This window comes from Mixta tenebrionis, assembly GCF_006517625.1.
GTDB classification, from domain to species: domain Bacteria; phylum Pseudomonadota; class Gammaproteobacteria; order Enterobacterales; family Enterobacteriaceae; genus Mixta; species Mixta tenebrionis.
Map to the genome: position 1 here is coordinate 499,836 of NZ_VHQI01000001.1, position 23,092 is coordinate 522,927.

Genomic DNA, 23,092 nt, shown 5'->3' on the forward strand with positions numbered 1-23,092 from the left:
TCCTCCGTAATGGACCGAAGCCTCAGAAAAGCAAGCATAACACAGCCGCAGAACAGGGCGATAATGTCAAGCCTGCTCCGCCAGTTGCCAGCCAGCTCCCAGTATCCGCATCAGTTCACCGGGCGCCTGCCTTAGTATGACCCGCTCCGCGCCCTGCCAGCGGGCAAAACGGCTAAGCGCTCGCTGCAGATCCGCCGCAAACCCGGCGCTGACGCGGGTTTTCTCCTCCAGCCATAGCTGATTAACCTGCAGGCAGCGCTCGCGGCGCAGCATTTTTGCATCCAGCCGCCCTTTCAGCGCCCCGCGATGCAGCAGCGGCAAAGTAAAATAGCCATACTGTCGCTTCGCCGCCGGGGTATAACACTCCAGCCGATAGCTGAAATCGAATAGCGCCTCAGCTCGCCGCCGGTCCCACACCACCGGATCGAAAGGCGAAAGCAGCGCCGTATGGCTGGCGCTAAGCGGTTTTTCCAGGCGCGCCAGCGCATCGTGATGCAGCCACATCACGCCCATTTTTTCTACCGTGACGGGAACAATAAAGCCTTCTTCCTGCCAGCGCGGGACTAGCTCTTTCAGCGCCACCTGTTTTAAACGATAGTAGTCAGGCAGCCACTCAGCGCGAAAAATGCCCAGGCTGGCAGCGCTGTTGCGCAACATCTGTTCGCGCGCCGCCGGCTCGCTGAGCATATGCAAGGCATCGTCCCACTGCGGCATCACCCGCTGACGCAAATCGTACAGGCGCTGAAAATTGCGCCGTCCGCTGACCATCAGCTCGCCTGCGGTAAACAGGTTTTCCAGGTGACGCTTATAGGGTTTCCATGCCCACCAGCCGGGCTGATGTCCCGGCGCGGTCATAAAATCGGCAGAGCGCACCGGCCCCTTTTCAGCAATATGCTGTAGCAGGCTGGCGATCTCATCGGCATGCTGCTGCATCCATTCGGCGCTGTACTTCCAGCCCATTTTTTCCGGTTGCAGCATACGATGCCGCAGCAGCGGATAATCTTCCGTGGGAATAAAACAGGCCTCATGCGCCCAGTATTCGAACAGGCTGCCGTTAGCCAGCGCCTGCTCCAGCCACGCCTGCGGATAGTCGCCGAGGCGGCTGAACAGAACCAGATAAGGGCTGCGCGCTACCACATTAATGGTATCGATCTGCAGCAGCGACATACGTTTGATAACCGCCAGCAGATCGTTAAAACCTGCTTTGCGTTTCGGCGGGTTTAACAGGCCCTGCGTCGCAAGATGCACATTGCGGGCGGTTTGTCGGGAAAGAGCCAGGGGCGCCATCAGCGTTTCCTTCTGTCAGCCGGCGCCCGAGGTCATCGCTCGGTGGAAAAGATTTACCTTAGCGAGAGCGGGCAGCCAGCGCAGCAATTTTATCCAGCAGACTCTCCGCGCCGCTGGATAAACGCGCCTCGACCGGGAGATACCACCAGTTATCGTGAGCAAAGGCGCGGCACTTTACCGCATCCTTTTCCGTCATCATTAAGGTTTCATTATTTGGCGTTAACGCAAGCAATTCGGCTTCGCTACAGGAACGATGATCGGCCAGCGGCACGGTTTTAATCAGCGTAACCCCCTGCTGGCGCAGGGTGGCGAAGAAACGCGGAGGATGTCCAATCCCGGCCATTGCGACAACGGAAGTGAACGACGATAGCGGGCGGCTTACGCCCGATTTCAGATTGATAGCCGCACCGGGCGCCAGGCTCATGGCTATTTCCGACGCTTCGGCGTTACCGCCGTTTACAATCACCGCATCAACCTTGCTCAGACGTCCGGCGCGCTCCCGCATGGGGCCGGCCGGCAGCCACCAGCCGTTGCCAAAGCGACGCTCGCCGTCCACCACAACTATCTCAATATCGCGCGCCAGCGCATAGTGCTGCAAACCATCATCGGTAACGATGGCATCCAACGGGCCAGCCGCCAGCAGCGCCTGCACCGCCTCGCTACGCACGGGAGAAACCGCTACCGGCGCACCGGTACGCCGGGCGATCAGCACCGGCTCGTCTCCCGCCTGCTGAGTAGGAGTTTCCGCCGTTAGCAACAGCGGATAATGCGCCGCCTTTCCGCCATAGCCGCGCGACACTACGCCGACCCGCAGGCCGCGCTGCTGCAGATGCTGCACCAGCCAGATGACTACCGGCGTTTTACCGTTGCCGCCGGCGGTCAGGTTTCCTACCACCACCACCGGAACCGGCGCACGCCAGGCTTTACGCAGGCCGAGACGATAGCCAAGACGGATCAGCGCGGTAATGAAGCCATACAGCAGGCTGAGCGGCAACAGCAGCACATAGAGCGGCGAGCGTCCGCTCCAGATACGTTCAATCATTGGCCAAACTGCATTTTATGCAGCTGCGCATAGGCGCCCTGCCGGCTGATAAGCTCATCATGCGTACCGCGCTCAATAATACGTCCATCTTCCACCACTACGATTTCATCCGCCTTCTCAATCGTCGACAGGCGGTGCGCAATAACCAGCGAGGTGCGGTTTTTCTGCAGCTCATCCAGCGCTGACTGGATCGCACGTTCAGATTCAGTATCCAGCGCGGAGGTAGCCTCGTCCAGAATCAGAATCGGGCTGTCGCGCAGCAGCGCGCGCGCAATAGCGATACGCTGCCTTTGGCCGCCGGAAAGCAGCACGCCGTTTTCGCCGATTACGGTATCCAGCCCATTCTCCATTTTACGAATAAAGTCCATCGCGTGAGCCATTTCAGCCGCTTTTTCGATCTCTTCGCGCTTATAGACATCGGTACGAGCATAGGCGATGTTGTTCGCGATAGTATCGTTAAACAGATGAACGTTCTGCGAGACCAGCGCGACCTGATTACGCAGCGACCGCAGGCTGTATTCACGCAGATCGTATCCGTCAATGGTGATTTCGCCCTGCTGAATATCATAAAAACGCGTCAGCAGGCTGGCCATGGTGGATTTCCCGGAGCCGGATCGCCCTACCAGCGCGACGGTTTTACCCGCTGCAATGGTCAGATTGATATCGCGCAGGGCAGGAATATCGCGCCCAGGATAGCTGAAGGTAACATGACGAAATTCGATATCGCCTTTTGCCCGCTCAATCTCGCGCGTGCCGGTATCGATTTCCTGCTCGCTGTCGAGGATAGAAAACAGCGTCTGGCAGGCAGCCATACCGCGCTGAAACTGCGCGTTGACATTCGTTAATGATTTTAACGGACGCATCAGCGCGATCATGGAAGAAAACACTACCGTAATCGTACCTGCCGTCAGGGTATCCATGACGCTGGGAAAGCTGGCGGCGTAAAGCACAAAGGCCAGCGCCAGAGAAGCGATTAGCTGGATAATAGGATCGGAGATAGAAGAGGCGGAGACCAGCTTCATACCCTGATGACGCATGCGGTTGCTGACCTTGTCAAAACGTTGAGCCTCAACCTCCTGCCCGCCGAAAATCAGCACCTCTTTATGCCCTTTCAGCATCTGCTCTGCGCTGGTAGTGACCTGTCCCATGGTGTTCTGCATATTTTTGCTGATGCTGCGAAAACGCTTTGAAACGGTGCGGATCGCCAGCGAAACAATCGGCGCCAGCACAATCAGAATCAGGGAAAGCTGCCAGCTGTAATAGAACATCATGATGAACAGGCCGATAATCGACGCCCCTTCACGCACCACGGTCACCAGCGCGCTGGATGAAGAGGAAGCCACCTGCTCCGAATCGTAGGTGATGCGCGACAGCAAAGTGCCCGTGGATTGCTGATCGAAAAAGGAAACCGGCATGCCCATCATATGCTTAAATAAACGGCGGCGCATATTCATCACTACGTTGCCGGAAACCCATGAAATACAATAACTTGAAGCATAGCTGGTTACGCCACGAACCAGCATCAGGCCAATTACCGCCAGCGGCATCCATATTAAGACTGACTTATCGGCCTTACCAAAGCCCTCATCCAGTAAAGGTTTCAGCAATGACAGCATAAGGGTATCGCCTGCCGCATTGAGGATCAGCGCTACGGCTGCCACAATCAATCCCGCTTTATGCGGTGCGATCATCGGCCAAAGGCGACGAAAGGTCTGCCATGTTGAGAGATCTTTATCTTGATGCATTATTTAACCAGCATTGTTTGAAATAGCCGCTCATTTTACCTGGATTCCCCGCGGACGCCAAACCACTGATGATACCAGCGGGGCAATATTTGTTCTCTTAAGCCTTTAACTTGCCATCCGTCAGAATAAAACTCTACGCTGAGCTGACCTGAATGGGCCGTATCGCGCCAGAGATAGCCCAAAGCGCGATAGCGTTCCACAATACGCGCTGAAGGCAGACGCCATGCGTTATAGCGTGCTACCGAAGCAAGGGCCAGACGGCCATCGACATTGCGTAACAGCGGAGCGCTGGATGAGGTTTTGCTGCCGTGATGCGGCACCTGGATAATATCGGCTTTAAGCGCCTGCCGATCGCGCTGTAACAGCCTGTTTTCCGCTCTGGCTTCCAGATCGCCCGTTAACAGCACGCGATAACGCCCATCGCTGATGCGCAGCACGCAGGAGTCGTTATTACCGCCCTGCGTGCCCGTAGCCAGCGGCCACAGCACGTCAAACTGCAGCCCCTGCCAGCGCCAGGCCATACCGGCCACGCAGGGTTGGTGATAAGGATATGCCAACGCGCTGCGCACGACGACGTTCGGCCATGCTTTTTGCATATCCTCCAGGCCGCCAATATGATCAAGGTGTTGATGGCTGATAATAATTTCATCGGGCTTAAGGCCCTGCCAGCTAAGCCAGGGGAGCAGCGCCTGCCGTGCGGCGCTGCCGCCAGGCCAACGGTTGCCCGTGTCATAGATCAGCGCATGTCCCTGGCGCGAAATCACTAGCGCCAGGCCATGGCCGATATCCAGCATGTCCAGCCGCCATTCCGGCCTGGCGCGCGAGCCGTGCCACAGCAGCGGCAGCGAGCAGGCGGTAATGAGCGCTATCGGCGCCCGTTGCCACCAGCCCAGACGAAAAGCGATCGGCAACAGCCAGACGAGCACGCCGACAACCAGCGCATTCTTACCCAGCGCCATCCATCCTTGCGGTAGAAACGCCAGCAGATAAAAAAGCAGCGCCAGAGAGCGATCCGCCAGCCACCAGAACGGCAAAGCCAGCCAGTCGGCAGGCATAATTAACGCCACCAGCAATGCCGGAACGGTAATAAAAGAAACCACCGGAATCGCCAGCATATTTGCCGGCAGCGAGGTTAAACTCAGACCGTGAAAAATCAATGCCTGCAGGGGAATCATCAACAGCATCATTCCCAGCTGCAGATGCGCAAGCTGCAAAGGCATCCAGCGTTTACGATGCCGCCAGCGCGCAGGCAAGGGAAACCATTGATACCAGAACAGCAGCATCGCAACCGCCAGTACCGAAAGCCAGAAGCTATCGGAAAGCACCGTTACCGGATCGAAAAATAAAATAGTGCCTACGCAAACCAGCCAGATTTGCCAGCTATTGCAGTTGATATGCTGAAAGCGAATCACTGCCCATACCGTTAACGCTATCAACGCCCTTATTGCCGGCGGGTTGCTGCCGGAGAGCCAGCAGTAGAGCGCGGCTACGCCGAGGCTGAACAGCAACGGCAGCGGATAGCTGATGCGCCACGCAGGCAACAGAAACTGTAACAGACGCGCTGCGATCCAACCCAGAGAGGCGGCCAGGCTGATATGCATACCTGAAATAGCCATTAAGTGGGCAATGCCCGTATCGCGCAGCGTATCGCGTATCGCCACGCTCAACCTCTGGCGATCGCCAAAAAGCAATGCCGTCATAACACCGTGCCAGGGTAAATGTTGATATTGTTGCTGAGCCTTGCTAACCAGCCGATGATGCATTGAGCAGCGGCTGACTATCACCTTCGCCGCCAGCAGCGTTCCCTGCAACGGCATGCTGTTAGCAACAGCGAAACGCTGCGCGTCAAAGCCGCCTTCATTTAGCCTGCCGTGCACCGGCCTTAACCGCAAATTCATTTCCCAGCGCTGACCCGGACACCATGCCTGCTGTATCCGGCTGACCGCGACGCTGGCATACAGCGGAAGAAATAAGTTTTGCTTGCCATAGCGGCGGATTCTGATCACCAGCCGCTCTTTTTCAGCAAGCACCTGCACAATCTCCGCCGTTACGGCAACAGGCGCGCGCGTCAGTCCGGCAAAAGGTGCCAGCGCCTGTTGCGCGGCCAGCAAGGCCCACACGCTGAACAGCCCGTAAACGCCGATATAGCGCAGACTGCGTAGCGGTTGCGCTAAAAACAGCAACGCGCCGGCTAGCAGCAGCAGTAAACACTTCTCGCCGGGCAAATCTGCCAGCAAGAGCAAGGGGAGCGTGCCAAGCGCTGACATCAGGGCCAGAAAAGGCAGAGAATATGGCATTGTTTCATCCCGTTAAGCGAAGGATGAGTATGCCCGCATCTGAAGTTAACCGCTGGCGGCAAAAGAGATTACCGGAAGCAACAATGGGAAAAAATTAAAGCCGTTACCGAATTAATCACCCGCGCTGCGAGCTAACGCGCAACGCTAAAAAAAGACAAAAAAAAACGACACCGTAGTGTCGTTTTTTATGCGTCGTCATTCTGCCTTAACCGTAGATATTCGCCCGATCGCGTAGTTCCTTGCCGGGTTTAAAGTGGGGAACGTATTTACCTTCCAGTTCCACTTTATCGCCAGTTTTAGGATTACGCCCAACGCGCGGCGCACGGTAATGCAGAGAGAAGCTGCCGAACCCCCGGATTTCGATGCGTTCACCCTGAGCCAAAGTCGTGGCCATGTGTTCAAGCATCTCTTTTACCGCATCCTCTACGGCTTTCGCCGGGATATGAGTTTGCTGGGCCGCAAGTCTTTCAATAAGTTCTGACTTGGTCATTAATCCTCCGGTTAATCCCTGTTGGAATGGTCTGACAGCCTGCTTCCGCTTCCGGGCGCCAGCGGCAACCCGGAACCGGCAGACGATTACTCGCCTTTAGCAGCTTTGAACGCTTCAGCCATCGCGTTAGAGAAGTTGCTTTCTTCCTGTTTGTTGTTAACAGAAGCGATAGCATCTTTTTCGTCAGCTTCGTCTTTAGCACGCACAGACAGGCTTACAACGCGGTTTTTACGATCGACGCCGGTGAATTTGGCTTCAACTTCGTCGCCAACATTCAGCACCTGAGTTGCGTCTTCAACGCGGTCGCGTGAAGCTTCAGAAGCGCGCAGGTAGCCTTCAACGCCGTCTGCTAATTCAACTGTAGCACCTTTAGCGTCAACTGCAGTGACTTTACCAGTAACAATGGCACCTTTCTTGTTCAGAGAGATGTAGTTGTTGAACGGGTCTTCTGCCAGCTGCTTAACGCCCAGGGAGATACGTTCGCGTTCTGCGTCAACCTGCAGAACCACAGCGGCGATTTCGTCACCTTTTTTGTATTCGCGAACCGCTTCTTCACCCGTTGCGTTCCAGGAGATGTCAGACAGGTGAACCAGACCGTCGATGCCGCCTTCCAGGCCGATGAAGATACCGAAGTCAGTGATTGACTTGATTTTACCTTCAACACGGTCACCCTTGTTATGGGTTTCCGCAAACTGCTGCCACGGATTAGCTTTGCACTGTTTCAGGCCCAGAGAGATACGACGACGTTCTTCGTCGATATCCAGAACCATCACTTCTACCACGTCGCCGACGTTAACGACTTTGGACGGGTGGATATTTTTGTTGGTCCAGTCCATTTCAGACACGTGTACCAGACCTTCAACGCCTTCTTCGATTTCCACGAAGCAGCCGTAGTCAGTCAGGTTGGTTACGCGACCGGTCAGTTTAGTGCCTTCCGGATAACGTTTAGCGATAGCTACCCACGGATCTTCGCCCAGCTGTTTCAGACCCAGAGATACACGGGTACGTTCGCGGTCGAACTTCAGCACTTTAACCGTGATTTCGTCGCCAACATTGACGATTTCGCTCGGATGCTTAACGCGTTTCCACGCCATGTCGGTGATGTGCAGCAGGCCGTCAACGCCGCCCAGATCGACGAATGCGCCGTAGTCAGTGAGGTTCTTAACGATACCTTTGACTTCCATGCCTTCCTGCAGGTTTTCCAGCAGCTGATCGCGTTCTGCGCTGTTTTCAGATTCGATAACGGCACGACGAGAAACCACAACGTTGTTGCGTTTCTGATCCAGCTTGATTACTTTAAATTCAAGCTCTTTGCCTTCCAGGTGCAGCGTATCGCGCACCGGACGCACGTCAACCAGGGAACCCGGCAGGAACGCGCGAATACCGTTCAGCTCAACAGTGAAGCCGCCCTTGACTTTGCCGTTGATCACGCCGGTTACAGTTGCAGCTTCTTCGTAAGCTTTTTCCAGCATCAGCCAGGCTTCGTGGCGTTTTGCTTTCTCACGAGACAGCAGGGTTTCACCGAAGCCGTCTTCTACTGCATCCAGAGCAACGTCAACTTCGTCACCGACCTGGATTTCAATTTCGCCCTGGGCGTTTTTGAACTGCTCAGCCGGAATGGCAGACTCAGATTTCAGACCGGCATCAACCAGTACGACATCTTTGTCGATAGCAACAACAACGCCACGAACGATGGAACCCGGGCGGGTTTCGATTTCTTTCAGGGACTCTTCAAAGAGTTGAGCAAAAGATTCAGTCATATTTAATCTTTAAAAGGTAAATTTAACGTCCATCTGACTTCCTGCCGGATGGGGTTGTTTAACATGCCTGATGCCCTTCCATGGCATCAGGTTATAGCATCTGTTTCGCCGCCGTTATGCTAAGGCCAGCTTTTCACGGGCATAGCCCAGTGCGGTAGCAATAACCTGTTCGATGCTCATGCTGGTAGAATCCAGCACCAAAGCATCTTCCGCTGGTATCAGCGGCGCAATAGCCCGATTACGATCGCGCTCGTCGCGCTCCTTTATCTCGGCTAAAAGGCGTTCAAAGTTAACACTAAAGCCCTTTTCCTGCAACTGTAGCATACGGCGTTGCGCCCGCTCTTCGGAGCTGGCGTCCAGAAAAATTTTTACCGGCGCGTCCGGGAAAACCACCGTGCCCATATCACGCCCGTCGGCGATCAGGCCGGGCGCATCGCGAAATGCCCGCTGACGTCGCAGCAATGCTTCACGCACGCGCGGAAAAGCTGCAACCTTTGAAGCGGTATTGCTAACTTCCTGAGTGCGAATTTCACCCGTAACGTCTTCGCCTTCCAGGATGACCGCCATTTCGCCATCGGTAGAAATAAAGCGTACGTCGAGATGCGCGGCAATAGGCACCAGCGCCTCTTCTGTTTCAATATCTACCTGATGATGCAACGCTGCCAGCGCAAGCACGCGATAAATAGCGCCGGAGTCCAGCAGGTGCCACTGCAACGCTTCAGCCATCGCTTTACACAGCGTGCCCTTACCGGCGCCGCTTGGTCCATCGATGGTTATTACCGGGGCTGATGCCGTCATATTTTTCTCCTGTCGCTGCTGGTCGTTCTTATGGCTCCCTGCATTCAATCACAGGTCGCGGCGCATTATACGCTGCAATCATTCCGAACGTTAACTTTAAGCATAGACCGGGCTTAAATATTCTTCTTTTTAGGACAATCCTTTGTAATAAAGCCGTTACGCCAGCCCGTCAGCGCTGTTGAGGTTGCAAAAAAGCGGTACGTGGCACTTAAGCGTGCTTACTGATAGCGGCCAGCCGCTCAAAATAATCCGGGAACGTTTTCGCCGTGCATTTCGGATCAAGAATCGTTATCGCCGTATCTGACAGCGCCGCCAGCGAGAAACACATCGCCATGCGGTGATCGTTGTAGGTGCCTATCGCCGCGGAGCGGATATGGGCAGGCGGCGTAATGCGAATAAAGTCATGACCTTCTTCCACCTGCGCGCCGACTTTACGCAGCTCGGTAGCCATCGCAGCCAGACGGTCGGTCTCTTTCACGCGCCAGTTATATATATTACGCAGTACCGTAGTGCCTTTGGCAAACAGCGCCGCGGTCGCGATGGTCATCGCGGCATCAGGGATATGATTCATATCCAGATCGATAGCGTGCAGTTCTCCGCGCGTACAGGCGATATAGTCATCGCCCCACTCGATGCGGGCGCCCATTTTTTCCAGCACGTCAGCGAAGCGGATATCTCCCTGCATGCTATGGCGCCCGACGCCGGTAACGCGTACCGTCCCGCCTTTTATCGCCGCAGCGGCAAGAAAATAGGATGCGGATGAAGCGTCCCCTTCAACCAGATAATTACCCGGCGAAATATAGCGCTGGTTTCCACGAATAGAGAAACGCTGATAATTATCATGGGCTACCGTAACGCCAAAGGTTTTCATCAGCTGCAGCGTGATCGCGATATAGGGGCGCGAAACAAGCTCGCCTTTAATCACGATCGCGGTATCCTGCGGCGCCAGCGGCGCCGCCATCAACAGGGCGGTTAAAAACTGGCTGGAGACGCTGCCGTCAACGGTGACTTCCCCGCCGACAAAACCGCCGCGAATGCGCAACGGCGGATAGTCATTCTGTTCGAGATAATCGATTTGCGCGCCGCCCTGACGCAGCGCATCGACCAGGTGCCCGATAGGGCGCTCTTTCATGCGCGGCTCGCCGGTCAGGATGAGGTCATTATCGGCGAGGCACAGAGCGGCGGCCAGCGGCCGCATGGCGGTGCCGGCGTTGCCCAGGAAAAGCTCCAGCGCGCCTGTCGCTTTCAGCGGCGCGCCGTTGCCCCTGACTTCACAGACGGTACGATCGGCGGAGAGCGTATAACTCACTCCCAGCGCGCTAAGGGCCTGCAGCATATATTTAATATCATCGCTATCCAACAGGTTGGTCAGCAGCGTTTTTCCCTGCGCCAGCGCAGCCAGCAACAAAGCACGATTAGACACGCTTTTAGAACCAGGAAGATTAACCGTGCCCTCAACGTGAGCGATGGGTTGTAATGTCAGGGATTCCTGCATGTGAACACTTTTCTCCATTAAAGCAGCGCAATAAAACCTCGCATCAGGGCGAGGTTTTCAGTAAGTAGCAAAGCAGATCGGAATCAGCCGTGACGGCGTTCAAAATCGATCATGAAGTCGGTCAAAACTTTCACCCCTTCAAGCGGCATCGCATTATAAATAGAAGCGCGCATACCGCCGACAACGCGGTGTCCTTTTAGCGCATGCAGACCAGCGGCAAAAGATTCTTCCAGAAAGAGGCTATCAAGCGACGGCTCAGCCAGCTGGAACGGCACATTCATGCGAGAGCGATTAGCCGTAGCCACCTCGTTACGATAGAAGTCGCTGCGATCGATAACGCCATAGAGCAAATCGGCTTTCGCCTGATTAACTTTATCGATCTCGCTGACGCCGCCGCGCTCTTTCAGCCATTTAAAAACCAGGCCGGAAAGATACCAGGCAAACGTAGGCGGCGTATTGTACATAGAGTCGTTATCTGCCAGCGTCTTATAGTTAAGTACCGACGGCAACGCCTGCTGAGCCCTGCCTAATAAATCCTCCCGCACTATTGCCAGCGTCAGCCCGGCAGGCCCAACGTTTTTTTGCGCGCCGGCATAGATTACGCCATAGCGGCTGACGTCCAGCGGACGCGAGAGGATGGTTGATGAGAGATCGGCCACCACCACTTTGTCGCCAAAATCGGGCTGTTCATCAATGGCCAGGCCGTCGATAGTTTCGTTCGGACAAAAATGTACGTAGGCGGCTTCATCGCTCAGCGTCCACGCTTTCATCGGCAGCAGCGCGCGTTTGCCGTCAACCTGCACCTTAGCGTCGATAACATTCGGCAGGCAGTATTTTTTCGCTTCCTCAATGGCGCTGTGCGCCCAGTAGCCGCCATCGACATAGTCTGCGGTTTTCGCCGCGCCCAGCAGGTTCATCGGCACCGCGGCAAACTGCGCGCGAGCGCCGCCGTGACAGAATAAAACTTTATAGTTGCCGGGAATTTTCAGCAGATCGCGTAAATCTTTTTCTGCTTCCTCTGCAACCTGAATAAACTCTTTACTGCGATGGCTGATTTCCATTACGGAGGTGCCCAGCCCGTTCCAGTTGCAAAGCTCTTGTTCCGCACGACGAAGCACTTCTACCGGCAACATTGCCGGACCGGAGCTGAAATTGTAAACCTGCGTCATTTCCCGTCACCACTGTCAGATCGGTTGGATGTGAATAGGCTATCGGTTTTATCACTGCCATTAGTATGCTGCAAACATTTCTCTGGGCGGGATCACGTTTTCTCCGCATCTGTCGCAACAGCTTGTAGGGCAAAAGTAAAGCGACGCGATATTTTGTGAGGCTTCACGCATCAGAGAGGGATAGCGGCAGAAAGAAAATGATAATTTTGTCAGGATACGGTTAAGGAAAGTTGGCGCGTCAATAGCGTCCTGAACGGAAAGCCCGTATCATTGCGCGCTTTACGCGCAACCAATCAATAGTAGGCGACATGACTCAAACTTTTATTCCGGGCAAAGATGCCGCGCTGGAAGACTCCATTACACGCTTTCAGCAAAAGCTGCAGGATTTGGGCTTCAATATTGAAGAAGCCTCATGGCTGAACCCCGTTCCTCATGTTTGGTCGGTACATATTCGCGACCGCGACTGCCCGCTTTGCTTTACTAACGGTAAGGGCGCCAGCAAAAAAGCGGCGCTGGCCTCTGCGCTCGGTGAATATTTCGAACGTTTATCGACTAACTATTTTTTCGCCGATTTCTGGTTAGGCGACGCCGTCGCCAACGGCGAATTCGTGCACTATCCCCATGAAAAGTGGTTCCCGCTGCCGGAAGACGATAGCCTGCCGGCAGGTATGCTTGATGCACGCCTGCGCCAGTTTTACGATGCGGAAAATGAGCTGAGCGCCAGCGATCTGATCGATTTGCAATCCGGCAATAGCGCGCGCGGTATCTGCGCCCTGCCCTTTACCCGCCAGTCTGACCAGCAGACCGTTTATATTCCAGTGAATATTATCGGCAACCTCTATGTCTCTAACGGCATGTCCGCAGGTAATACGCGCAATGAGGCGCGCGTGCAGGGGCTTTCCGAGGTTTTTGAACGCTATGTCAAAAATCGCATTATTGCTGAAGCCATCAGCCTGCCGGCGATCCCGCAAGCGGTACTGGATCGCTATCCTGGCGTCGTGGAAGCGATTGCTCGTCTTGAGGAAGAAGGCTTCCCGATTTTTGCCTTCGATGCGTCGCTTGGCGGCAAGTATCCGGTGATTTGCGTCGTGCTGTTTAATCCGTCAAACGGCACCTGCTTCGCCTCTTTCGGCGCCCACCCCGATTTCGGCGTGGCGCTGGAACGCACCGTGACCGAACTTCTGCAGGGCCGCAGCCTGAAAGATCTGGATGTGTTTACGCCGCCTACCTTTGATGACGAAGAAGTCGCTGAGCACGCCAATCTGGAAACGCACTTTATCGATTCCAGCGGCGCTATCTCCTGGGATCTGTTTAAGGAAACGGCGGATTATCCTTTTGTTGACTGGCGCTTTGACGGCAGCACGGAAGAGGAATTTGCCACGCTGATGGCCATTTTCCAGGCGGAAGATAAAGAAGTTTATATTGCAGACTACGAGCATCTGGGCGTCTATGCCTGCCGCATTATCGTTCCGGGGATGTCTGATATCTATCCGGCGGAAGATTTGCTGCTGGCGAATAATAATATGGGCGCCGCGCTGCGCGAAACGCTGCTGGCTCTGCCTGGCAGCCAGTGGGATAAAGCGGATTATCTGGCGCTCATCGAACAGCTGGATGAAGAAGGCCATGACGACTTTACCCGCGTGCGTGAACTGCTGGGGCTGGCGACCGGTAAAGATAACGGCTGGTATACGCTGCGGATTGGCGAACTGAAGGCCATGCTGGCGCTGGCCGGCGGCGATCTCGATCAGGCGCTGATCTGGACCGAATGGACGATGGAGTTCAACAGCTCGGTGTTTACTGCCGAACGCGCCAACTATTACCGCTGCCTGCAAACTTTGCTGCTGCTGGCACAGGAAGAAGAGCGCGATCCGCAACAGTATTACACGGCCTTTATACGTATGTATGGCGCAGACGCGGTTGCGGCAGCCTCAGCGGCTTTAAGCGGCGAAGAGCCTTTTTATGGGCTGCAGCCGGTAGACAACAATCTACAGGCTTTTCCAGCCCATCAGGCTTTGCTGGCGGCCTGGGAAAAATTACAGCGCGCTAAACGGCTTTACTGGAAATAAATAGCGCTGCCAGTCTGTTAATTCAGGCCAGCTACTTTATAATAGCTGGCCGGTTTATTTTACCTGACGTGACATTAACAATATAAACAATTCCATTTCTTTTTAATTACAATCTCCGCTATTCACCGCGGCTTTTCTCTTTTTAAAGCTATACATTAAATGCTTTATTCAATTTTTTTTGCATAAATTAAAATAATTTTTATTATTATAATTCAAACACTTAAACGGATTACCCCTGTATTTTATCCGGCTTTTGCATTCTGTCTTATCGCCCAATATGATCTACATCAAATTTTGCCAAATACTCCTTTGTTAGTATCACGCCGACAATTTTTTATGGGAGTGCGTTGGTATGAGTACTGACAATCCTTTCAATCTTTTATTACCACCAGCTATGGCGAAAGTTGCTGAAGAAGCGGGTGTCTATAAAGCTACGAAACATCCATTAACCACGTTTTTTCTGGCAATCAACGCTGGCGTTTTTATCTCTATCGCCTTTGTTTTCTATATTACCGCAACCACCGGAACAGCCGATGTTCCTTATGGCCTGGCTAAGCTGGTCGGCGGTCTCTGTTTCTCATTAGGTTTGATGCTGGTGGTCGTCTGCGGCGCCGATCTCTTTACCTCAACCGTACTGATCGTGGTCGCTAAGGCCAGCGGCCGCATCAGCTGGGGACAGCTGGCGAAAAACTGGCTGAACGTTTACGTCGGCAACCTGTTCGGCGCACTGTTTTTTGTCGCGCTTATCTGGTTTTCCGGTCAGTATGAAGTTGCCAACGGCGCATGGGGCTTAAATGTCTTACAGACCGCCGATCACAAAATGCATCATACTTTTATTCAGGCCGTATGCCTGGGTACGCTGGCAAATCTGATGGTCTGCCTTGCGGTCTGGATGAGCTATTCCGGGCGCAGCCTGACGGACAAAATGCTTGCCATGGTATTACCGGTAGGGATGTTTGTCGCCTGTGGCTTCGAGCACAGCATTGCCAACATGTTTATGATCCCTATGGGAATTGTTATCCGTGATTTTGCCTCCCCTGAATTCTGGCAGGCGACCGGCGTAACGGCGGATCAGTTCTCTCACCTGACGTTAAGCCACTTTATCGTTGATAACCTCATTCCTGTCACTATCGGCAACATCATCGGCGGCGGCTTGCTGGTGGGGTTAACGTACTGGGTAATTTATTTACGCGGCAACTCAGCTCATCATTAACGGTAGCTGCGTAACGAATTCGACCGGGCAGGCAAACATCCCCTGTTTGGTCTAAAAAAGAACTTTTATCAGAAGGTAGGTATATTATGACCGAGCTCAATGACAAACTGAATGCTGCCTGGGAAGGTTTTACCGCCGGCGACTGGCAGAAATCAGTTAACGTTCGCGATTTTATTCAGAAAAACTATACGCCTTATGAAGGAGATGAATCCTTCCTGGCCGGTGCTACTGAAGCAACCACTCAGCTCTGGAATAAAGTCCTGGAAGGCATCAAAATCGAAAACCGTACGCACGCGCCGGTTGATTTCGATACCAGTGTCGCTTCTACCATCACCTCTCACGATGCCGGCTATATCGATCAAAGCCTGGAAAAAATCGTTGGTTTGCAGACTGATGCTCCGCTGAAACGCGCAATCATTCCGTTTGGCGGCATCAAAATGGTTGAAGGCTCCTGCAAAGCCTATAACCGCGAACTCGATCCGCAGCTGAAAAAAATCTTCACCGAATACCGTAAAACCCATAACCAGGGCGTATTCGATGTTTATACTCCGGATATCCTGCGCTGCCGTAAATCCGGCGTGCTGACCGGTCTGCCTGATGCCTATGGCCGCGGCCGTATCATTGGCGACTACCGTCGCGTAGCGCTGTACGGTATCGACTACCTGATGCAGGATAAATTTGCACAGTTCGCTTCTCTGCAGAGCGATCTGGAAAATGGCGTTAACCTTGAAGCCACTATCCGTCTGCGTGAAGAGATCGCTGAACAGCATCGTGCGCTGGGCCAGCTGAAAGAGATGGCGGCCAAATATGGTTGCGATATTTCTCGTCCGGCAACCAACGCGCGTGAAGCCGTACAGTGGACCTACTTTGCTTACCTGGCTGCCGTTAAGTCACAAAACGGCGCAGCCATGTCCTTCGGTCGCGTTTCCACCTTCCTGGATGTTTATATCGAACGCGATATGCAGGCCGGTAAACTGACTGAGGAAGAAGCTCAGGAACTGATCGACCATCTGGTCATGAAACTGCGTATGGTACGCTTCCTGCGTACGCCGGAATATGATGAACTGTTCTCCGGCGACCCGATTTGGGCAACTGAATCACTGGCAGGTATGGGCGTTGATGGCCGTACGCTGGTAACCAAAACAACTTTCCGTTTCCTGAACACCCTGTACACCATGGGTCCGTCTCCGGAACCGAACATGACCATCCTGTGGTCAGAACAGCTGCCTATCAACTTCAAAAAATATGCAGCGAAAGTCTCTATCGACACATCATCCGTTCAGTATGAAAACGATGACTTGATGCGTCCTGACTTCGACAACGACGATTACGCTATCGCCTGCTGCGTTAGCCCGATGATTGTCGGCAAACAGATGCAGTTCTTCGGCGCGCGCGCCAACCTGGCTAAAACGCTGCTGTACGCAATCAACGGCGGCGTCGATGAAAAAATGAAGATGCAGGTCGGCCCGAAAGAAGCGCCGATCTCTGATGAAGTGCTGGATTTCGACACCGTTATGGCGCGTCTCGACCACTTCATGGACTGGCTGGCTAAGCAGTATGTCACTGCGCTGAACATCATCCACTACATGCACGATAAATACAGCTACGAAGCTGCATTGATGGCGCTGCACGATCGTGATGTTTATCGCACCATGGCATGCGGCATCGCCGGGCTGTCCGTGGCTGCTGACTCCCTGTCAGCCATCAAATACGCCAAAGTTAAACCGATTCGCGATGAAGATGGCCTGGCAACAGACTTCGAAATCGAAGGCGAATATCCGCAGTTCGGTAACAACGATCCGCGTGTAGATGACCTGGCTTGCGATCTGGTTGAACGTTTCATGAAGAAAATTCAGAAACTGAACACCTACCGTAACGCAGTACCGACTCAGTCTGTACTGACCATCACCTCTAACGTGGTTTACGGTAAGAAAACCGGTAATACTCCGGACGGCCGTCGCGCCGGCGCACCTTTCGGACCGGGCGCCAACCCGATGCACGGTCGCGATCAGAAAGGCGCGGTAGCTTCTCTGACCTCGGTAGCAAAACTGCCTTTCGCTTACGCTAAAGATGGTATCTCTTACACCTTCTCTATCGTACCGAACGCGCTGGGTAAAGATGATGACGTGCGTAAAACCAACCTGGCGGGTCTGATGGATGGTTACTTCCACCATGAAGTCGACGCGAACACCATGGTTGAAGGCGGTCAGCATCTGAACGTTAACGTAATGAACCGTGAAATGCTGATGGATGCGATGGAACACCCGGAAAAATATCCGCAGCTGACCATTCGCGTTTCCGGCTATGCCGTACGTTTCAACTCGCTGACGAAAGAACAGCAGCAGGACGTTATTACTCGTACTTTCACTAAGTCCCTGTAATTCCTCGCTGTTGTGATTAAAGGCTCCTTCGGGAGCCTTTTCACCAGCAGCCTGATTTGCCAGAGATCTATAATAAGGTCATCTGGCAAATCAGACTCAAATGAACGCAGCAGCCCTAAAGACTGCGTCACCTGCCAGGCAGGTTCACTTTGGAGAACTCATCGCAATGTCATGTACCGGTCGTATTCACTCATTTGAATCCTGCGGCACCGTTGATGGTCCCGGAATCCGCTTTATAACCTTCTTTCAGGGCTGCCTGATGCGCTGCCTTTACTGCCATAATCGCGATACCTGGGATACTCACGGCGGTAAAGAGGTCACGGTGGAAGAACTGATGCGGGATGTACTCTCCTATCGTCACTTTATCAACGCCTCCGGCGGCGGAGTTACCGCTTCAGGCGGTGAGGCTATGCTGCAGGCGGCCTTCGTTCGCGACTGGTTCCGCGCCTGTAAAGCGGAAGGCATTCATACCTGCCTGGATACCAACGGCTTCGTACGACGTTACGATCCGGTTATTGACGAGCTGCTGGAAGTAACCGATCTGGTAATGCTCGATCTGAAGCAGATTAATGATGATGTCCATCAAATTCTGGTAGGCGTATCTAACCACCGCGTAATGGATTTTGCGCGCTATATCGCGAAAAAAGGCATCCGCACCTGGATACGCTACGTTATCGTCCCCGGCTATACCGATGATGATGATTCCGCCCATCGTCTGGGCGAATTTACCCGTGATATGAGCAATATCGAGAAGATTGAGCTGCTGCCCTATCATGAGCTGGGCAAGCATAAATGGATTGCAATGGGCGAAGAATATAAGCTGGAAGGCGTAAAACCGCCGAAAGCGGACACCATGGACCGCATCAAGCATATCCTTGAAGGATACGGCCATAAAGTGATCTATTAAAGCAGGCTGAAGTGCCAGAAAAGCAAAAAAGGGCGACGCGGTCGCCCTTTTGCATAATCAGGCCTGAGCCACCGGCGTAATATGTTGATCCGCCTTGCGTAACAGCATAACCAGATAGACCAGCGCCACGGCGGCAATCATCACAAACAGCAGGCGATCGGAATAGTGCTGCATCAGCATCGCCGTCATGCCCGGCCCCGCCAGGCTGCCGACGGTATAGCTCAGCAGCAGCGCCTGATTCATCGCTATCAGCTCATGATGCTTAACCGTTTCACAGGCCCAGGACATCGCTACCGGATAAAGGGTAAAGCCTGAGGCGCCGAGGATAAACAGCGCCGGCGCCATTGCGGTATTGCTCAACATCGCTACGGCGCCAAGAATAAGCACAAATACCTGCACCCGCAGGACCAGCAGCCGCCCGTAGCGATCGGCAATACGCCCAATCGGCCACTGCCCGACAATCCCGGCGCTCACTAACAGCGCCATCCAGTAACCGACATTGGCATCGCTGACGCCCTGATGGGCAAGATAGAGCGGCATCAGACCATACAGCGAACCCAGCACGATGCCGGATATGATGCAGCCGTTAATTCCCAGCCTTGAACTACGGCGGCGCAGCATAGGCCACATGCCTCCCGACGCGTTCCCTTCTTCACTGGCTGCCGGCTGAATTTTCATCAACAGAACAGGCAGCATACCGGCCAGAATCACCGCGCTGACCCACGGCAGCACATTCATTATGCCGGTGGGTACTCTGCTGACCAGCAGCTGGCCGGCCACCGTACCGAGGTAATAAACGATCATATAGGCCGCCAGCAGCTGACCGCGATTACGTAGCGTCCCGCTGCACAGCAGAGCGCTCTCTACCACTACCCAGATCCAGGCGCAGCCAACGCCGGCTACCAGCCGCCATAATGTCCAGCTCCAGAAACCGTCGCTCAACCCCAGCGAGACGGTAGCAGTGGCAAAAACCAGCGAAGCCAGGTAATAGCTACGGTTAAAGCCGTAGTGTCGGATCAGCCAGCCGGCCAGCAAGGTGCCGATAAGATTGCCGGTAAAATAGGAAGAGCTCACCATACCCACCTGCCAGGTAGGCAAATTATCATGAGCCAGCCATAACGGAATCAGCGTATTCAGCACGGCGATGGAAACCGTTAGCAACAGCAGGCCGCAAAGCAGCAGCACAACGGGACGAGACCAGGTGGACATCGGCAAAAATCACAGGGAAGTGAGGGAAAGTGCGCGAATATTGCCACTCCTGTTTTTAAAGTCAATCAGCAGAATTTTCCGGCGGCACAATTTGCCTCAGCCCGATTTAATTTTTTTATTAATCGCCACGCGCTGACGGGTAAACTCACGTTAGAAAAACACTGAAATACAGATAAATCAATAAGTTAATTTTAATAAGGCGGTGCAGTTCGATATATTTATTTTTTGGTTTATCGCGGCAGATAAATAATGGCGGGCACGTTTTTATTTACCAGAAATAAGTAGACGCTGACCGAAGAGGCTGCTGGTTGCGCCCTGGTGAAATATGTCAAAACCGTTAAAAATAACGCGCTGCCGCGCCAGAGAAGATTAAAACCGCAGACGCCAGGGCAGAGGCAAAACCGGTTAATGACTATCTTCGCCAGCTCTGATTTTCCATGAGAAATAAAAAAGCCCGCCGGGATAAGCGGCGGGCTGGGAAGACGCCAGGGCTTAGCCAATAATCGTCAGGCCGCCCATATAGGGACGCAGCACTTCCGGCACTTCGATACGTCCGTCAGCCTGCTGGTAGTTTTCCAGCACCGCTACCAGCGTACGGCCTACGGCCAGGCCTGAGCCGTTCAGCGTGTGCACCAGACGCGGTTTCTTGTCATGCTTGCTGCGGCAGCGCGCCTGCATGCGACGGGCCTGGAAATCCCACATATTGGAGCAGGAGGAGATCTCACGGTAAGTATTCTGCGCCGGCAGCCATACTTCCAGATCGTAAGTTTTGGCAGAGCCGGCGCCCATATCGCCGGTGCAGAGCAGTACTTTACGATAGGGCAGATTCAACAGCTGCAGCACTTTTTCCGCATGGCCAACCAGCTCTTCCAGCGCCTGCATTGAATCTTCCGGGCGCACAATCTGCACCATTTCAACTTTATCAAACTGGTGCATACGGATCAGGCCGCGGGTATCACGTCCGTAAGAGCCAGCCTCGGCGCGGAAGCACGGCGTATGGGCGGTGAGCTTGATCGGCAGGGATTCTTCCTCGACGATTTCGTCACGCACCAGGTTGGTCAGCGGCACTTCCGCCGTCGGGATCAGCGCATAGTTGCTGCTGTCCGCCTCTTCTTCCAGCGGACGGGTATGGAACAGGTCTTCGCCAAACTTCGGCAGCTGACCGGTGCCATACAGCGTGGCATGGTTAACCAGGTAAGGGACATAGGTTTCGGTATAGCCGTGCTGCTGCGTATGCAGATCGAGCATAAACTGGCTCAGGGCGCGATGCAGACGCGCGATCTGTCCCTGCATTACCACGAAACGCGAGCCGGTCAGTTTAACCGCCGAGGCAAAATCCAGCCCTTTCGCCAGCTCGCCCAGATCGACATGGTCGCGCACCGGGAAGTCAAACTGGCGCGGTTCGCCCCAGCGGCTGATTTCCAGGTTTTCAGAATCATCTTTGCCCAGCGGAACTTCATCAGCCGGCAGGTTAGGTAAAGCGAGCGAAAAATCCCGAATCTGGTTCTGCAACGCATCCAGCTCAGCTTTCGCCGCATCCAGACGCTCGCCCAGCGCGTTAACTTCCTGACGCAGTGGCTCAATATCTTCCCCGCGCGCTTTCGCCTGTCCGATGGATTTAGAACGGGCGTTACGCTCGGCCTGCAGGTTTTCCGTTTCTACCTGCAGAACTTTACGGCGCTCCTCAAGCGAGTTGAGCGTCTCCACATCCAGTTTAAATCCTCGGCGTGCCAGTTTTTCTGCGACTGCGTCTGGCTCGTTACGCAGCAGATTGGGATCGAGCATGCTTATCCTGTGCTTACTGTAATTAAAAAAGAGTGTTGAACCAAAGCGTTCCTTCAGGGTCCACCTGGCTATTGCGCTAACCTTACCGCAACGCCTGGGCTAGCGGTAGCGTTTTGTCGGGCTATTTTGATCCTGCTCCGCCAGCCAGGCGAGCTTTTCGCCAATTTTACCTTCCAGCCCGCGGCTGCTGGGCTGATAGTAGCGGGTCTGCGCCATTTCCGCCGGGAAATACTCCTCTCCCGCCGCGTAGGCGTTGGGTTCATCATGGGCGTAGCGATAGGCCTTGCCCAGCCCCATTTCCTTCATTAATTTTGTCGGCGCATTGCGCAAATGTTCCGGCACATCAAAATCGGGTTTTTCACGCGCGTCGCGCAGTGCCGCCTTAAAAGCGGTATAGACCGCATTACTTTTCGGCGCACAGGCAAGATAAACAATCGCCTGAGCGATGGCGCGCTCGCCTTCCGCCGGACCGACGCGGGTAAAGCAATCCCAGGCGGCGATAGCGACCTGCATGGCGCGCGGGTCGGCGTTGCCGACATCCTCAGAAGCTATCGCCAGCAGACGGCGCGCCACATAGAGCGGATCGCCGCCGGCGGTAATAATGCGTGCATACCAGTAGAGAGCGGCATCCGGCGCCGAGCCGCGCACCGATTTATGCAGCGCGGAAATCAGATCGTAATAGCGATCGCCTTTATTATCGAAACGCGCCGCACGTTCGCCGGAAACCTCGTTTAACAGCTGAGGCGTCAGCGTACGCTTCCCTTGCGCGTCGCTCTCCGCCATATCGGCCATCATTTCCAGCGTGTTCAGCGCCCGACGCGCATCACCATTAACCAGCTCTGCAATCATACGGCGCGTTGCCGCCGGCAGCGCAATATTCTCTTTACCCAGCCCGCGCTCGTTGTCGGTCAGCGCCTGCTCCAGTACCGTTTCAATCTCTTCCGTAGTGAGCGACTTCAGCAAATAGACGCGCGCACGCGACAGCAGCGCCGAGTTCAGTTCAAAAGAGGGATTTTCAGTGGTGGCGCCGATAAAGGTGATGGTGCCATCTTCAATATGGGGTAAAAAGGCGTCCTGCTGGCTTTTATTAAAGCGATGCACCTCATCGACAAACAGAATAGTGCGCCGTCCGGCCTGGCGATTCTGGCGCGCGCGTTCGATCGCCTCACGGATCTCTTTAATGCCGGAAGTCACGGCAGAGATGCGCTCGACGTCGGCGTTACCGTAGCGACCAATCAACTCAGCCAGCGTGGTTTTACCGGTGCCGGGCGGCCCCCAGAGGATCATGGAGTGCAGATGACCCGCTTCAATCGCGCGCGTAAGTGGTTTTCCAGGCGCAAGAAGGTGCTGCTGCCCGATATAGTGTTCAAGCAGCGTTGGCCGCATACGCGCGGCCAGCGGTTGAAACTGCTCAGAAGAAAAATCAAGCGAGAGATTACTCAACTCAA

16 protein-coding genes are annotated in these 23,092 nt (G+C 54.3%); 4 read left to right on the top strand and 12 right to left on the bottom strand.

Features of this window, described 5'->3' with window-relative positions; genetic code table 11:
• Nucleotides 1-66 precede the first annotated feature (66 nt).
• From FKM52_RS02305 to serC, 9 genes are all read right to left on the bottom strand, one after another.
• Entirely contained in the window at nt 67-1,287 is a 1,221-nt protein-coding gene (locus FKM52_RS02305) for a winged helix-turn-helix domain-containing protein (protein ID WP_141174569.1), read from the bottom strand.
• 58 nt (nt 1,288-1,345) lie between these two features.
• Nucleotides 1,346-2,329 (bottom strand): tetraacyldisaccharide 4'-kinase, encoded by a 984-nt coding sequence (gene lpxK / locus FKM52_RS02310; RefSeq protein ID WP_141174570.1) that lies wholly within the window; start codon nt 2,327-2,329, stop codon nt 1,346-1,348.
• Complete coding sequence (msbA, locus tag FKM52_RS02315) at nt 2,326-4,074, bottom strand: lipid A ABC transporter ATP-binding protein/permease MsbA (protein ID WP_141174571.1); 1,749 nt, start codon at nt 4,072-4,074, stop codon at nt 2,326-2,328. The genes lpxK and msbA overlap by 4 nt, the downstream gene beginning before the upstream one ends.
• A 35-nt stretch (nt 4,075-4,109) precedes the next feature.
• Complete coding sequence (locus FKM52_RS02320; protein WP_141174572.1) at nt 4,110-6,371, bottom strand: ComEC family protein; 2,262 nt, start codon at nt 6,369-6,371, stop codon at nt 4,110-4,112.
• Nucleotides 6,372-6,576: 205 nt separating this feature from the next.
• Nucleotides 6,577-6,861: an integration host factor subunit beta gene (gene ihfB / locus FKM52_RS02325; protein WP_038627039.1), complete on the bottom strand. Its 285-nt coding sequence runs from the start codon at nt 6,859-6,861 to the stop codon at nt 6,577-6,579.
• An 86-nt stretch (nt 6,862-6,947) separates the two neighbouring features.
• Nucleotides 6,948-8,621: a 30S ribosomal protein S1 gene (gene rpsA, locus FKM52_RS02330; RefSeq protein WP_038627041.1), complete on the bottom strand. Its 1,674-nt coding sequence runs from the start codon at nt 8,619-8,621 to the stop codon at nt 6,948-6,950.
• Between the two features lie 114 nt (nt 8,622-8,735).
• Complete coding sequence (cmk, locus tag FKM52_RS02335) at nt 8,736-9,419, bottom strand: (d)CMP kinase (protein ID WP_141174573.1); 684 nt, start codon at nt 9,417-9,419, stop codon at nt 8,736-8,738.
• Nucleotides 9,420-9,627: 208 nt separating this feature from the next.
• Nucleotides 9,628-10,914: a 3-phosphoshikimate 1-carboxyvinyltransferase gene (gene aroA, locus FKM52_RS02340; RefSeq protein ID WP_141174574.1), complete on the bottom strand. Its 1,287-nt coding sequence runs from the start codon at nt 10,912-10,914 to the stop codon at nt 9,628-9,630.
• 83 nt (nt 10,915-10,997) lie between these two features.
• Complete coding sequence (gene serC, locus FKM52_RS02345; protein ID WP_141174575.1) at nt 10,998-12,083, bottom strand: 3-phosphoserine/phosphohydroxythreonine transaminase; 1,086 nt, start codon at nt 12,081-12,083, stop codon at nt 10,998-11,000.
• Between the two features lie 308 nt (nt 12,084-12,391).
• On the opposite strand from serC, the gene ycaO reads away from it, so the two are divergent.
• From ycaO to pflA, 4 genes are all read left to right on the top strand, one after another.
• Entirely contained in the window at nt 12,392-14,149 is a 1,758-nt protein-coding gene (gene ycaO / locus FKM52_RS02350) for a 30S ribosomal protein S12 methylthiotransferase accessory factor YcaO (protein WP_141174576.1), read from the top strand.
• A 352-nt stretch (nt 14,150-14,501) separates the two neighbouring features.
• Nucleotides 14,502-15,362 carry a formate transporter FocA gene (focA, locus tag FKM52_RS02355; protein WP_141174577.1) on the top strand — a complete coding sequence of 287 codons (861 nt, stop codon included), beginning with the start codon at nt 14,502-14,504 and terminating at the stop codon, nt 15,360-15,362.
• A gap of 86 nt (nt 15,363-15,448) precedes the next feature.
• A complete protein-coding gene (gene pflB, locus FKM52_RS02360; RefSeq protein WP_141174578.1) occupies nt 15,449-17,743 on the top strand; it encodes a formate C-acetyltransferase in 2,295 nt (764 codons plus the stop codon).
• 166 nt (nt 17,744-17,909) lie between these two features.
• On the top strand, nt 17,910-18,650 hold the full coding sequence (gene pflA / locus FKM52_RS02365; protein WP_141174579.1) for a pyruvate formate lyase 1-activating protein: 741 nt from the start codon (nt 17,910-17,912) through the stop codon (nt 18,648-18,650).
• A 57-nt stretch (nt 18,651-18,707) separates the two neighbouring features.
• Here pflA and FKM52_RS02370 read toward each other — a convergent pair whose 3' ends face one another.
• The 3 genes from FKM52_RS02370 to FKM52_RS02380 form a co-directional block, all read right to left on the bottom strand.
• Nucleotides 18,708-19,859, bottom strand: a complete 1,152-nt coding sequence (locus tag FKM52_RS02370) for an MFS transporter (RefSeq protein ID WP_141174580.1) — start codon at nt 19,857-19,859, stop codon at nt 18,708-18,710.
• Nucleotides 19,860-20,351: 492 nt separating this feature from the next.
• Nucleotides 20,352-21,644, bottom strand: a complete 1,293-nt coding sequence (gene serS, locus FKM52_RS02375; RefSeq protein ID WP_141174581.1) for a serine--tRNA ligase — start codon at nt 21,642-21,644, stop codon at nt 20,352-20,354.
• 99 nt (nt 21,645-21,743) lie between these two features.
• Nucleotides 21,744-23,087, bottom strand: a complete 1,344-nt coding sequence (locus tag FKM52_RS02380; RefSeq protein WP_141174582.1) for a replication-associated recombination protein A — start codon at nt 23,085-23,087, stop codon at nt 21,744-21,746.
• Nucleotides 23,088-23,092 lie beyond the last annotated feature (5 nt).

Bases quoted from the DNA above. Each gene is read 5' to 3' on its own strand.
- FKM52_RS02305 (WP_141174569.1), bottom strand. From the start codon at position 1,287: ATGGCGCCCCTGGCTCTTTCCCGACAAACCGCCCGCAATGTGCATCTT.
- lpxK (WP_141174570.1), bottom strand. From the start codon at position 2,329: ATGATTGAACGTATCTGGAGCGGACGCTCGCCGCTCTATGTGCTGCTG.
- msbA (WP_141174571.1), bottom strand. From the start codon at position 4,074: ATGCATCAAGATAAAGATCTCTCAACATGGCAGACCTTTCGTCGCCTT.
- FKM52_RS02320 (WP_141174572.1), bottom strand. From the start codon at position 6,371: ATGCCATATTCTCTGCCTTTTCTGGCCCTGATGTCAGCGCTTGGCACG.
- ihfB (WP_038627039.1), bottom strand. From the start codon at position 6,861: ATGACCAAGTCAGAACTTATTGAAAGACTTGCGGCCCAGCAAACTCAT.
- rpsA (WP_038627041.1), bottom strand. From the start codon at position 8,621: ATGACTGAATCTTTTGCTCAACTCTTTGAAGAGTCCCTGAAAGAAATC.
- cmk (WP_141174573.1), bottom strand. From the start codon at position 9,419: ATGACGGCATCAGCCCCGGTAATAACCATCGATGGACCAAGCGGCGCC.
- aroA (WP_141174574.1), bottom strand. From the start codon at position 10,914: ATGCAGGAATCCCTGACATTACAACCCATCGCTCACGTTGAGGGCACG.
- serC (WP_141174575.1), bottom strand. From the start codon at position 12,083: ATGACGCAGGTTTACAATTTCAGCTCCGGTCCGGCAATGTTGCCGGTA.
- ycaO (WP_141174576.1), top strand. From the start codon at position 12,392: ATGACTCAAACTTTTATTCCGGGCAAAGATGCCGCGCTGGAAGACTCC.
- focA (WP_141174577.1), top strand. From the start codon at position 14,502: ATGAGTACTGACAATCCTTTCAATCTTTTATTACCACCAGCTATGGCG.
- pflB (WP_141174578.1), top strand. From the start codon at position 15,449: ATGACCGAGCTCAATGACAAACTGAATGCTGCCTGGGAAGGTTTTACC.
- pflA (WP_141174579.1), top strand. From the start codon at position 17,910: ATGTCATGTACCGGTCGTATTCACTCATTTGAATCCTGCGGCACCGTT.
- FKM52_RS02370 (WP_141174580.1), bottom strand. From the start codon at position 19,859: ATGTCCACCTGGTCTCGTCCCGTTGTGCTGCTGCTTTGCGGCCTGCTG.
- serS (WP_141174581.1), bottom strand. From the start codon at position 21,644: ATGCTCGATCCCAATCTGCTGCGTAACGAGCCAGACGCAGTCGCAGAA.